The organism is Thermochromatium tepidum ATCC 43061 (assembly GCF_009664085.1).
GTDB classification, from domain to species: Bacteria; Pseudomonadota; Gammaproteobacteria; order Chromatiales; family Chromatiaceae; genus Thermochromatium; species Thermochromatium tepidum.
In genome coordinates, this window is sequence record NZ_CP039268.1 from 1,712,497 (window position 1) to 1,725,338 (window position 12,842).

The following is a 12,842-nucleotide window of genomic DNA, read 5'->3' on the forward strand; positions in this document are numbered from 1 at the left end:
CGCCGCCGGATCCATCCGCCGAGAAAGCAGCCTAATGTGTCAGCTCGACAGACTCTCCCGGTTCCATGCCTTCCAGGGACTCGACCCCGATCTGCGCGCGGCGCTGCTGGCCCAGATCCCGATCTCTGGACGCATGGCTCGACCGCCATCGAAGGCAACACCCTGACCCTCGGCGAGACCAAATTCGTCATCGAGGAGGGGCTGACGATCTCCGGCAAGCCGCTGAAGGATCATCAGGAGGTCATGGGCCATGCCCGCGCGATCGAGCCGATCTATGCCTGGCTGGATGAGGATTTGACGACCGAGCAGCTCGGGTTCATGCACATCCATCCGTTCTGGGACGGCAACGGTCGGTTCGCACGGCTACTGTCCAATGTGCCGGTGCTGCGCGCCGGTCATCTGCCGGTCGTGATCGAGGTCAGGGATCGCAAGCGCGATATCGACACCCTGTCTGGGTACCAGTTGACCGTGGGACCGCTGACGCCGACGACGGGCGTCTGGCCGAAGGCCGATCTGGAGGCGGATTTCCGGGCCTTCTGCCGCGCGGCCTATGTGGCGATACGGGCACTGGTCGAACAGGCGCAGGCACACCAGGCCAAGCGGAGTTCTCATTGAGCGTGCCGTTTCCGGGAGTTAACTATGTCCAAAGTGATCGTGGAAACATCCGCCGCTGGCGATTACTTCGGCAAGGGGTTGGAGGTGGCGCGCTTGGTCGATGCGTGCGAAGCGCTTCCAGAGACAGACTATTCTCTCGGCTTCAGTAGCGCAGCCCAACTCTTTGGTGAGCTGACGTCCGCGCGCATGGGGCTGCTGGAAGCCCTCAAGGGTCTGGGACCGGTTTCAATCCATGCACTGGTCAAGCAGGTAGGACGCAACTACAGCAACGTGCATTCGGATGTGACCAAGCTGCTGGATCTGGGGCTAATCGAGAAGGATGCCGCCGGCAAGATCTTCGTTCCTTGGGAGGAAATCCAGGTCCGGGTCAGTGTTGGCAAAGCAAAGATGATTTAGACTTTCTATTCAATCGTGTTTATGAGGCTGTTATAGCGCTTCGGTCACCAAAAATTTAGAGCATTTTCCACATTCTCTTATTTGGGAAATTTGGGAACACCGCGCTAGCGCCTTCATTCAAGCAATGCAACATTCTAATGCTAGAAAGTCACAGGCTTTAGCTACCACACTGGAGCACAGTAGCCATCTAGAGGATTCGGTTAATGCTGAGTTCAAACGCCCATCCCGGCCTCGATCAATATGTCCGGCTGCACGGCGCTGACTGGGACGATTACGAGCGTCTGATAACCCTGCGCGCCGAGCGCGCCGACCCTCGCCTGACCTATCTGGATGGAGAACTGGAACTGATGACCCCCTCCATTGAGCACGAGGGCGACAAGAAGCGCCTGGGGCGTTTGATCGAGACCTATGCCGACGAGATCGGAATCGAACTGGAAGGCTTCGGCTCCTGGACGCTCAAGTCACCCGACAAGCGACTCGGCGCCGAGGCCGATGAATGCTATGTGGTCGGCCCCCTGACCCAGCCCCTGAACGTGCCCGACTTCGTCATCGAAGTCGTCCGTACCTCAGGCGGACTCGACAAGCTCGCCGTCTATGCGGGTCTGGGCGTGCCCGAAGTCTGGATCTGGCGCGACGGGCGACTCAGCATTCACCAACTCAATGACACGGGCTATCAGGAACAGGGGCGTAGCCGCTTTCTGCCCGGACTCGACCCGCGCCTGATCGAGACCTGCATGACCGAGCCGAGCCAGACTCAAGCGCTTCGCACCCTGCGGGCCGGACTCGATCACACAACAAAGCGTGACGCTTCACACTAGGAACGACGACTCTTGAAACACTGGCTTTGGCTCTCGCTGGCAATCCTCATCCTGGATCAGGCCAGCAAATGGATGCTGCTCCTGGCGCTCGAACCCTATGAGGTCGTCGCCCTGATGCCCAACGTCAATCTGACGCTCATGTTCAACCCAGGCGCTGCCTTCAGCTTCTTGGCCGACTCCGGTGGCTGGCAGCGCTGGTTCTTCATGGGACTTGCACTCATGGTTAGCGCGGTGCTTACGGTCTGGCTGCTACGGCTTCCGGACGATGCACGCCTGCATGCCACCGCGCTCGCGCTCATCATCGGCGGGGCGCTCGGCAACCTCATCGACCGCGCCTGGCTCGGTCATGTGGTTGATTTCATCCAGGTCTCTCTGCCGTTCATCCCGCTGGCGATCTTCAACCCCTGGCCGGCGTTCAACCTTGCCGACAGCGCCATCACGCTCGGCGTGGTCCTGCTGCTGATCGTCACCCTGCGTGCCGAATCCGCACCTCCGACCCCGTGAGACGAGCGGGCTCGCCCCCTGCAGGCTGGGGCGTCCGCTCGTCCCGGACATCCGGAGGATGCTGGATTCCGGTATCATGCCTCAGGTTTCCACACCGCCCAGACCACATCGATGCGAATCGCCATCCTCTCGCGCCATGCCACGCTCTATTCCACGCGCCGTCTGGTCGAGGCGGCGCGCGCGCGCGGACACGAGACTAAGGTCATTGATGTATTGCGCTGCTACATGAACATCACCTCGCACGCCCCCACGATCCACTACAAGGGCGACGACCTCACCGACTTCGATGCCGTCATCCCACGCATCGGCGCCTCCGTCACCTTCTACGGTACGGCCGTGCTGCGTCAGTTCGAGATGATGGATGTCTATCCGCTCAACGAATCCGTGGCCATCTCACGCGCCCGCGACAAACTGCGCTCGCTCCAGTTACTTGCACGCAAGGGCATCGGTCTGCCGATCACCGGCTTCGCCCATGCACCAGACGACGTCCAGGATCTGATCAAGATGGTCGGTGGCCCACCACTGGTCATCAAGCTCCTGGAAGGCACCCAGGGTATCGGTGTCGTGTTGGCCGAGACCCAGCAGGCCGCCGAGAGTGTGATCGAGGCCTTCATGGGCCTCAAGGTCAACATCCTGGTGCAGGAATACATCAAGGAGGCCAATGGCGCCGACATCCGCTGCTTCGTCATCGGCGACAAGGTGGTGGCGACCATGAAGCGTCAGGCCAAGCCCGGCGAGTTTCGCTCCAATCTCCATCGCGGCGGCACGGCCTCACCGATCCGGATCACCCCGGAGGAGCGCTCGACCGCGGTGCGCGCGGCCCGCATCATTGGGCTGAACGTGGCCGGTGTCGACATCCTACGCTCCAATCACGGCCCGGTGGTGATGGAGGTCAACTCCTCGCCTGGACTCAAAGGCATCGAGGGAACCACCGGCAAGGACATCGCTGGGCTCATGATCGAGTTCATCGAGAAGAACGCCGCCCTCGGCAAGACGCGCACCCGTGGTCAGGGCTGAGGGTCATTTCGGAACCAGGGTGAGCTGATTCTTCTCATCGTCGATGGTCATGCGAAAGCGCCCGAGCAGACTCATGCCTGCAAGCGGGGTTGTGCCCAGCCGCTGATCGTCGATGAAGGCGACCTCGACGTTCTCGATCCGCCTGGGTCCCACCCAGATAGCGGGCACCCGTCCGACACGCGCATCGACCGCGCCATTGGCCGTCTGTACCTGCTGTTGCTGGAGTGCATCCAGCGCAAATCCCAGCGAGGAGATCAGCGAGACCGGCAGCACCACGCGGTCAGCGCCCGTATCGATGAGCATCGATTCCTGGATAATCTCGCCACCAGACACCCCTTCCACCCCCAGCGTCACCAGATGAGACGAGCCACGGCGCTGAGTCGCCAGGACGACTGCATCCGCGCCCGCCGACGACCCCACCCCCTCACCGACCACGGGCGGCGGCACAGAGGCCGCCTTCTCGCCGAGAATGATGACGCGCTCGACCCCGGATGCACCCGGCGCCTGCACGATCACATGATCGAAGTCCTCCAGCAGGAGATGGAGACGTTCGACGATCGACTCCCCGTCGGCGCGCGCCGTGGCGCCCTTGGTCTGCTCGATGCCGCGCACCTCGAAGTTGAGTTCGCGGCTGAGCCGATCGAGTTCGGCGGCAACCTCAACCCGCTTGGATTGAACCGGCACTGTCGATGCCGGTCCTTGAGCCTGGACCAGGCCGACCATGAGCAAGCACACCGCCGTCAACAAGCGTGGATCAAACCTGGGCATGGTCAGACGCTCCAGAATGGGGATAAGACCTCTTGCCATTATAGTCGTGGCTCGCCGACCCGCTGGAGGTCCCTGAAAAAGGCAGAAATATTAGCGTTTCTTAAAGTAACATGCTGTCTTTTCAACACACCCTAAACGAGGACTTGCCGATGCTCGATGCCATCCGTGCCCTGTCCAAAACGGACATCGCGGGCGCCGCCTTCACCGCTTTTGCGATCTATCTAGCCGGAATCGCCCCTACACCCGAGATTGCCTGGGTGAATGGCTTTCTACTGCTGACGATCTTTCTGTTCGCCTTCGAGGTGGTCAGTGTCGATGTGGCGGCGATCACTGTCATGGTGCTGCTGGGCCTGACCAGTCTGGCTGCACCCCTGATGGGGCTCAAACAGGGCCTGGTGCCGGTCGAACATCTGTTCGACGGGTTTGCCAGTAACGCCGTGATCTCGATCATCGCGGTCATGATCGTTGGGGCCGGCTTAGACAAGACTGGGGTCATGTCCAGGGTCGCTGCCTTCATCATGCGCATCGGCGGCTCGACCGAACAGCGTATCATCCCCCTGATCTCGGGCACGGTCGGGGTCATCTCCAGCTTCATGCAAAACGTCGGCGCCGCCGCACTCTTCATCCCGGTCGTCAGCCGCATCTCGGCGCGCACCGGGCTGCCGATGTCGCGTCTGCTCATGCCCATGGGGTTCTGCGCCCTGCTCGGTGGCACCATCACCATGGTCGGCTCCAGTCCACTGATCCTGCTCAATGACCTGATCCTGACCTCGAACAAGACCCTGCCTGCCGGCGTGACGCCGATGCAGACCTTCGAGCTGTTCGACGTGACGCCGATCGGCGTTGCGCTCCTGCTCACGGGGATCATCTATTTCGTGCTGGCTGGACGTCTGGTGCTTCCGGCCCATCGCACGACCAAGCCCGAGCCCGGCGATACCCGGGACTACCTGGCCAAGACCTATGGCCTGACCGACTTCGAGATCGGCGAGTTCCGCGTACCGATGCGCGACAGCCATCTGATCGGGATGAGCGTCGACGAAATGGAGCGGATCTGGAAGGTGCATTTGGTTGGTGTCGAGAAGGGCGACGGACTGCGCTTTGGGGCCGATGGCGTCGACCGCACACTCGGCATCACCCCCGGCAGCACCCTGGCGCTGCTCGGTACGGCCGACTCGCTCCTGGATGTGGCCAATGCCAACAAGCTCGAACGCAAGCGCGACCTCGACCTCTTCGCCGAGGCCATGTCACCGGCCAAGGCCGGCATCGCCGAGATCCTGATCCCGCCCGGCTCCAGCCTGATCGGCAAGACCGCGCGCGACATCTGGATGCGCAAGACCTATGGCCTGTCGCTGCTGGCGATCAATCGCGGCGGCCATCAGATCACCTACAAGACCGGCGGGGTGCGCAATACGCCCTTTATGGCAGGCGATGCCTTGGTGGTCCACACCACCTGGGCCGATCTGGCGCGCATCGAGAAGGATCGTAACTTCGTGGTGGTCACGACCGAGTATCCCCACGAAGAACTACGCCCACATAAGATCTGGGCCGCGCTGGCGCTCTTCATCCTGACCTTGAGCCTGGTCCTGTTCACCGACCTGCGGCTCTCGATCGCCCTGTTCGTGGGCGCGCTCGGGATGGTGCTCACGCGGGTGCTAAGCATGGAGGAGGCCTATCAAGCGGTGAGCTGGAAATCGGTATTTCTGCTCGCCTCGCTAATCCCGCTGGGTCTGGCGGTCGAACAGAGCGGCACCGCGGCCTGGATCGCCGAACAGACGCTGGCTGCGCTCGGTGAGGTCCCGATCTGGGTGGTACAGGCCGCGTTGGCGCTGTTGGCCACCGCCTTCACCCTGGTGATGTCGAACGTCGGCGCCACAGTGCTCTTGGTGCCGCTGGCGGTCAACATGGCGCTGGGCAGCGGCGCCGATCCGGCGGTCTTCGCCCTCACGGTCGCCATCGCCACCTCCAATTCGTTCTTCCTGCCCACGCATCAGGTCAATGCCCTGATCATGGGGCCGGGCGGCTATCGGGTCACCGACTATATGCGCGCTGGTGGCATCATGACGGTGCTGTTCCTGGTGGTGGCCCTGACCATGATCAATCTGGTGATGTAGCCATGGACTCGGCACGTCTGAGTCAGGCGTGCCGAGTCCAGACCATCATGTAATTGACGCCCATCCAGCGTGTCGGCCCGAAGGTGCGCCTGAACGGATTGACGCGAACCCCGGTCTCATGCACCAGACGATAACCTGGGCCTAGCCCCTGGGCGATCTCGTCGGGTCGCACCAGCTTGTGGTAGTGATGGGTTCCGCGCGGCAGCCAGCGTAGGATGAATTCGGCCCCTAGGATGGCCATGAACCAGGCGGCTAGGGTGCGGTTGATGGTGGATATGACCATGAGCCCCCCGGGTCGCACCAGATGCGCGCACTCGGTGAGGAAGGCGGGGAGATGCTCGACGTGTTCGATGACCTCCATATTGAGCACGATGTCGAACGCGACCCCCTCCTTCGCTAGCTGCTCGACGCTCACCAGGCGATAGTCGATCGCCAATCCGCTCCACTCGGCATGGATCCGGGCGACCTGGAGATTCTTTTCGGTGATGTCGATCCCGGTGACCTCGGCCCCCAGTCGAGCCATGGATTCACTCAGGATGCCACCGCCACAGCCGATGTCGAGTATCCGCAGGTCGGCAAAGGGGCGCTCGCACCCCGGATCGCGACCCAGTGCCGCACACAGCCAGTGCCTGAGATACTCGACCCGGAAGGCATTGAGCCGATGGAGCGGCCAAAAGGGGCCCTCGGTGTCCCACCAGCGGTGGGCAAGCCGCTCGAAATAGGCGATCTCCTCGGGATCGATACTTGGCGCGGAGAGATGGGCAGTGGACATGCTGGTCTACTCGGATGAATGGGCGTCGGACGGATGGCAGATCCAGATGGTGGCGAACCGCGCCGACGGCAAGCCGGCGACCCGAGGAGCGATGCGCCGGCGATGGGCGACCGAGCAGTGCATCTCAGTGCTCATCCTCGCCGTAATAGTGGCCAACATAGTTCTCGAACTTGGTGTATTTGCCAAGGAAGGTCAGGCGCACGGTCCCGATCGGGCCATTGCGCTGCTTGCCGATGATGATCTCGGCGATGCCCTTGTCGCTGCTGTCCTTGTTGTAGACCTCGTCGCGATAGATGAAGACGATGAGGTCTGCATCCTGTTCGATGGCGCCAGAGTTGTGACTGACGATACCGTCCGCCAACCAGCACGCCGGCCCCGGAACGGTCAGATCGAAGACATCTTCCTCTCCGTCGGGCTCGATCGCGACGACGGTATCCCAGAACAAATCGCTGGTGGCGGCAGCCTGTAACTCCGGATCTTGAAGCCGCTCTCCGTAATCCGCCAATACATTTCGCGACGGCGCAAAACGAAAGTGAGAAGAACCACCATAGGCAGTTCCACGCAATTCCGCCATTTTTCTTTGCGAAATACCTCGCTCTTGCATCAACGCGCGTACACGCCCGAACATCTCGCGCGGTAGCGTGTCAATATTTGTGTTCGATTTGACATCATTCAGTGCGGCTTGCAGTGCTGTAGCTTGCGATGCACGCGGGCCGAAAGCGCCGACTTGACTCAAAAAACGTCTTTGATTGTCAGCGCCTCTAATCCAAACCATATAGGTCGTTCGATAACCGGCTTGCAATACAGACTGAATCCGCGCAACGATTCCCAAGCGCATCAATACAGCCGCGACATCTTCCGCAAGACCTCGACTGTTCGTGCTCAAATGCACGCCGTGACTACCTTTCTGCCCCGGCTTACGTAATGAAATCCTGCCATCAGTTGCCCAAAGATGGCGCAGAAACAATGCCAGCTGGTCATTATCCAAACGGAACAAATCGGTTGGCAGACGCTTTTCATGAGATCTTTGCCCAAAAATACCCAGATCACGCAGCCAAAGATTGATGCCCGCCGGATGCCAGCGGTTTCCGTTGCCACTGAAAACGAGCTGATGCCAAGCACCGACTCCCGCATGGCGGTTGACGCGCACGCCGAATTGAGATGCACATGCAGATACAATGCGGCTGTTGTCCTCCGAAGCGGTCGTATAACGCAATGGCTGATCACGCAGATAGCTGCCGCCACCGACCAAATGAGCAAGCAGTATCAAATGATGATCCGGCCAGCGCTGGCTATCTAAAGGGGAAGGTAAGCGACGCGCAATCGCTAGACGTGACCCTGGAGTCAACTCACCAACGGTTTGCCACCCATTCGCGCCCACCAAACGATGCTCAGTCGTGGCTCGAATCCGACGCCCGCTCGCGAGCCGGACGATGGATACAGGGCGGCGCCCCACGCACCACACACAGTCGGACTTGGCCTTGATCAAGCGACCGGACTCGTCTATCGACACCACATCGGGACAGGTACCCACGAGATCTCGAATCGGCACACGACGCCCATCCGCCAGCACGACTAGGGTTTCTCCCGTCACACATTCCCTGAGATCCGACATCACCGGGCGCTTGTTGGGGCGATTCTCCAGGCTGCGGTTGAGCTGTGAGAGCGCAATGACCGGAACGTTCAGCTCCCTGGCCAGCCCCTTGAGCGCACGCGAGATGGCCGAGATCTCGGTCGCGCGGTTTTCGCCCACGCTAGGCGCCTGCATGAGCTGGAGATAGTCGATCACGATCAAGGCCAGATCGCCCTGCTCGCGTTTCAGGCGGCGCGCACGCGCGCGCACCTCGATTGGCGATAGCGCCGGCGAGTCGTCGATGAAGATCGAGGTCTCCGACAGCAGATTGACCGCCGAGGTCAAACGCGGCCATTCATCGTCCTCCAGCCTGCCGGTTCGCACCCGATGCTGATCGATCCGTCCGAGCGAGGACATCATGCGCATGGCCAGCGAATCGCCGGGCATCTCCATACTGAAAACGGCCACTGGGCGCTTGGACTGGATGGCGATGTTTTCGGCGACATTCATCGCAAAGGTGGTGTTGTGCACACAGATGTCGTTGGCGACGAAGTTGTGTGTCTCGGGGATGGTCAGATCATAGACCTGCCGCTCACCGAGCGACTCGATGGCGACGATCCGATCCCAATAGACGTCGCCGGCGGCCACATCCGCCAAATAGCGATCTTCTAAGGCTTCAGCCAAGGCTACAAGACGTGGCCGCGACAGGTCGCGACGCCCGACATGGATATTGCTCGTCCCTCGAAGGCCGGCGCACTGAGCAAGATGTGACCAGGACTCATCCCCCCTGAGTCGCGCAATGCGCTCCCAAAAGGCGCGTGGAATCAGATCGCAATTGGTCTGGCGTCGGCGTCCCTGGAGCGCCTCCAGAACCCGGCTCAGTGCGGATTCCTTCGCGAAGATTCCGATCTCACGCGCGAAGATCTCGATCGACTCGGCATCCGTGATATCCAGTTGCCAGATGCGGCTTTCCCCTTCCAGGCGCTCGATGCGTCGCTGTCGGCGCTTGGCGATGATGCCGAAGCGCAAGAGTAGATGCTGTATTTGTCGACTCAGGCGCTCGCTGACCGTCGCGTAACCGAGCTGAGGTTGTCCGCTCGTCAACACAGTCGCCCAGCCGTTGGTCGTGAAGAGTCGATTGAGGAAGAGCGCCAACTGGTCCTTGGGCAGACAAAATACAGGCGCCGGGACGAACTTGGCGTGAGCATCATGGCCCCAGAGTCCCAGCGTCTTCAGCCAGCGAGTCAAGGCGTTGGGCGCATTCTTTGCCGCACTCTCCCGCCCGTCGGGCAGGCAGGTCGTCAGTTCATCACCAAATACGGACTCAAGCGCTGCAAACATCGCGGGATTCGGCAGACGGCGGCCATGTGCCCAATTGCAGACGCTGGCCGGACTCGCACCGATGGACAGGGCGAGCGACCGCTGCGACAACTCGATTCGCTCGCAAGCCGAGCAAAGCGCGTCGGCAAAACACTGCCGAAGCTCAGCGAGACGCGACTGGTCGGACGCAACAGAGACCTGAGCCGTGCGGTCCCGAAACAGCTTGACGGTCGCACGCACTCCGCCAAAGGCCTCGACAGCCGCACTGAAATCCGCCCGAACCCGAGGGTCGGAATTGGTGAAGAGCGGTCGGGTCCCGGTCAGGCTGCCATCGCCGATCAAATAGCCGAGCAATTTGACCTCGCAATCACGCATGGCCTCCCGACCGAAGATCGGCAGGCGGCGCGGCACGGCGATCGACTCCCCGACCTGCAATTCGGACAGCGGACGCCAGCCGGCAGGCGTCAGGTAGGGATGGGGCGCCGTGGTCTCGATCCGGCGACCCAGCCGAGTAGTGACACGAAACACCGGCTTGCGGCCGTCATCGACGAAGGCGCTCGGCTGCGTCCACCCGAACCGCCAGTCGTCACCCAGGGTCAGCAGACGCGCCTGACGCGCGCGCACGATGTCTTCTATGGTGGCGACCCGACCATCGTCGAGCAGGATCTCGGTGTCGGCGGCCACGCACTTGCCCATCGACGGACGCCCCGCCACGATGATGAGATCCGAGGGCTGGAGCCCTGAGGTCATCTCATCGAAGTCAGCAAACCCCGTGGCCAGCCCCGTAATCGGTTCATCGCGCAGATAGAGCGCATCGATGCGCTCGACGGCCTGAGTCAGCAGGCTGCGAATCGGCTGAAAACCGCCGCCGCCACGCGACTCCTGCTCGGCGATGGCAAAGACTCGCCGCTCGGCCTCGTCGAGCAGCTCGGAGGTCTCGCGGCCATCTGGATGGTAGGCGCTATCGGCGATCGCGATACCGGCCGCGATCATCTGACGTCGTACCGACGCCTGACGCACGATCTTGGCATAGGCCGTGATATTGGCTGCGCTCGGCGTCTGGCCGGCCAGTATACCCAGATAGGACAGGCCACCGACCTCATTCAGGCGTTGGCTACTCTCCAGCTTGTCGGCCAGCGTGACCACGTCGAACGGCTGGTCGACCTCAGCGAGCCGGCTGATGGCCTCGAAGATCAGACGATGCTCGCGCCGATAGAAATCGGCCTCGCTGACCATGTCAGCGATGCGATCCCAGGCGTCGTTGTCAAGCATCAGACCGCCCAGCAGCGATTGCTCGGCGTGGAGGTTGTATGGCGGGACACGCAGTTCGTCGAGGCCGGTCACACTGGCCGGGGGCCCAGCGGTCTCTGACTCGAACATGGCATCAGACCCGTCGGCGTCTTGAATGGTCAAAACGCGGCTTGGCGCGTCTTAAGGGGCGCCTGGCCGTGATGACCGAACGCGCCCCAACGTTTACGACAGAGGCGGCTTAGTTGCCGGGGACGATGCTGATCTTGACCCGCGCGTCCACATCAGCGTGTAGGTGCAGCCTGACCTCGTACTCGCCGATGGCACGGAAGGGGCCATCGGGCAGACGCACCTCGGACTTGGCCAGTTCCAGACCGGCCTCGCGCGCGGCCTCGACGATATCGGCGGCGCCGACCGAACCGAACAGTCGGCCTTCGTCACCGACCTTGCGCGCGATGGTCAGGGTCAGCCCATCGAACTGAGCCTTGCGCGCCTCGGCGGCGGCCAGGGCCTCGGCGGCGGCACGCTCCAGCTCGGCGCGACGCGCCTCGAAGGCCTTCTGGTTCTCCGGCGTCGCCGACACGGCGAACCCTCTTGGGATCAGATAGTTGCGACCATAACCCGAACGAACCCTGACCCTGTCCCCGAGCACACCCAACTTGGCAACGTTCTTTAGCAGGATGACTTCCACTTGCGTATTCCTCTCGACAAATTTTGAAGCCGCCACCGGAGGCTAGGACTTCCCGGTTCCGGAGACACGTTGCTCGACCCGGGCGCGGATATCGGCCCAGAGATCGATCAGCCCCAGACTGATCAGCAACAGCACCATCTGCGGCATAAAAAAGACTAACAGCACATAGAGCGCGACCAGCCAGCCCTGATGGACCTTGCGGAGCTCGTGGAGATGATGGATCACGGCCAACCCTTGCAGAAACAGCAGCAGACCCAGGATGGGGATCAGATCCAGCGCCAATCCCTGAGCCACGAGCCCCCAGGCCAACACCAGCACGAACAGCCAACCCACTGGCGATCCCACGCGCAGCGCCCTGAACTCGGCACCGAATCCACCCGGATTGTAGAGCCGTGCCTGCCAGGACCGCGCGAGGAAGAGACTGGCGAGATACTGCAACACCAGGGCCGTGGCGAAGGCGCCGGTCATCCACTGGGTCAGGCGCGCAAAGAGCACCTCACTGGCCTCGGCTTCGACCAGACCATCGTTGAGCAGCGACTGACGCAGCGGCTCGATGAGTTCGCGCCAGTAGGACTCGGGGTCATTCACAATCAGACGCACGACCAGCACCACCACGATGCCACCCAGGGCAGCCAGCTGTACGGTCAGATTCAGCGCGCGCGTGCTGCGAAGGATGATCGCCAGCCCCCAGATCGGCACCCAGAGCACCAGTAAGAGCCCCAGTCCGATGAGCGGACTGCCGAGCGCCAACCAGGCGATGAGGCCGCTGGCCAGTGTCGAGGTGCCGAGCAACAGCATCCCGGGTCGGGCCCCCTGACGCAGCGTCACCAGACCGACCGCCGCCGAGCTGATCAGGCCGACGAAGGGGATCAGCAGCGACAGCAAACCCGCGACCGTCGCGACCAGGGTCGCCGGCGAGTAGCCACGCATGATGAAGTTTGCCAGCGGCTTCATCGCCGATGAGACTCCTGAATTGGACGTGCCGTGCGTGCCGACTCAGCGTCGAGCA

The 12,842-nt window shown here is 61.9% G+C and carries 11 protein-coding genes; 6 read left to right on the forward strand and 5 right to left on the reverse strand.

Going from position 1 to position 12,842, the window contains the following annotated elements; all coding sequences use genetic code 11:
- Positions 1 to 36: 36 nt before the first annotated feature.
- From E6P07_RS07760 to rimK, 5 genes are all read left to right on the forward strand, one after another.
- Positions 37 to 615 (forward strand): Fic family protein, encoded by a 579-nt coding sequence (locus tag E6P07_RS07760; RefSeq protein ID WP_211363085.1) that lies wholly within the window; start codon positions 37 to 39, stop codon positions 613 to 615.
- Positions 616 to 639: 24 nt separating this feature from the next.
- A complete protein-coding gene (locus E6P07_RS07765; protein ID WP_153975080.1) occupies positions 640 to 1,011 on the forward strand; it encodes an HVO_A0114 family putative DNA-binding protein in 372 nt (123 codons plus the stop codon).
- A gap of 203 nt (positions 1,012 to 1,214) precedes the next feature.
- On the forward strand, positions 1,215 to 1,829 hold the full coding sequence (locus tag E6P07_RS07770; RefSeq protein WP_153975081.1) for a Uma2 family endonuclease: 615 nt from the start codon (positions 1,215 to 1,217) through the stop codon (positions 1,827 to 1,829).
- A gap of 12 nt (positions 1,830 to 1,841) precedes the next feature.
- Positions 1,842 to 2,333, forward strand: a complete 492-nt coding sequence (lspA, locus tag E6P07_RS07775; protein ID WP_153975082.1) for a signal peptidase II — start codon at positions 1,842 to 1,844, stop codon at positions 2,331 to 2,333.
- Positions 2,334 to 2,444: 111 nt separating this feature from the next.
- Positions 2,445 to 3,350 (forward strand): 30S ribosomal protein S6--L-glutamate ligase, encoded by a 906-nt coding sequence (gene rimK, locus E6P07_RS07780; RefSeq protein ID WP_153975083.1) that lies wholly within the window; start codon positions 2,445 to 2,447, stop codon positions 3,348 to 3,350.
- Positions 3,351 to 3,353: 3 nt separating this feature from the next.
- Here rimK and E6P07_RS07785 read toward each other — a convergent pair whose 3' ends face one another.
- Positions 3,354 to 4,118 carry a retropepsin-like aspartic protease family protein gene (locus E6P07_RS07785; protein ID WP_153975084.1) on the reverse strand — a complete coding sequence of 255 codons (765 nt, stop codon included), beginning with the start codon at positions 4,116 to 4,118 and terminating at the stop codon, positions 3,354 to 3,356.
- A gap of 149 nt (positions 4,119 to 4,267) precedes the next feature.
- On the opposite strand from E6P07_RS07785, the gene E6P07_RS07790 reads away from it, so the two are divergent.
- A complete protein-coding gene (locus E6P07_RS07790) occupies positions 4,268 to 6,229 on the forward strand; it encodes an SLC13 family permease (protein WP_153975085.1) in 1,962 nt (653 codons plus the stop codon).
- Between the two features lie 22 nt (positions 6,230 to 6,251).
- Here E6P07_RS07790 and ubiG read toward each other — a convergent pair whose 3' ends face one another.
- The 4 genes from ubiG to E6P07_RS07810 all read right to left on the reverse strand — a co-directional run bounded on the left by ubiG (position 6,252) and on the right by E6P07_RS07810 (position 12,787).
- Positions 6,252 to 7,001, reverse strand: coding sequence for a bifunctional 2-polyprenyl-6-hydroxyphenol methylase/3-demethylubiquinol 3-O-methyltransferase UbiG (gene ubiG, locus E6P07_RS07795; RefSeq protein WP_153975086.1), 750 nt, complete (start codon positions 6,999 to 7,001; stop codon positions 6,252 to 6,254).
- Between the two features lie 124 nt (positions 7,002 to 7,125).
- Entirely contained in the window at positions 7,126 to 11,274 is a 4,149-nt protein-coding gene (gene dnaB / locus E6P07_RS07800; RefSeq protein ID WP_153975087.1) for a replicative DNA helicase, read from the reverse strand.
- 109 nt (positions 11,275 to 11,383) lie between these two features.
- On the reverse strand, positions 11,384 to 11,833 hold the full coding sequence (rplI, locus tag E6P07_RS07805; protein ID WP_153975088.1) for a 50S ribosomal protein L9: 450 nt from the start codon (positions 11,831 to 11,833) through the stop codon (positions 11,384 to 11,386).
- A 42-nt stretch (positions 11,834 to 11,875) separates the two neighbouring features.
- On the reverse strand, positions 11,876 to 12,787 hold the full coding sequence (locus E6P07_RS07810) for a DUF2232 domain-containing protein (RefSeq protein WP_153975089.1): 912 nt from the start codon (positions 12,785 to 12,787) through the stop codon (positions 11,876 to 11,878).
- Positions 12,788 to 12,842: the final 55 nt, after the last annotated feature.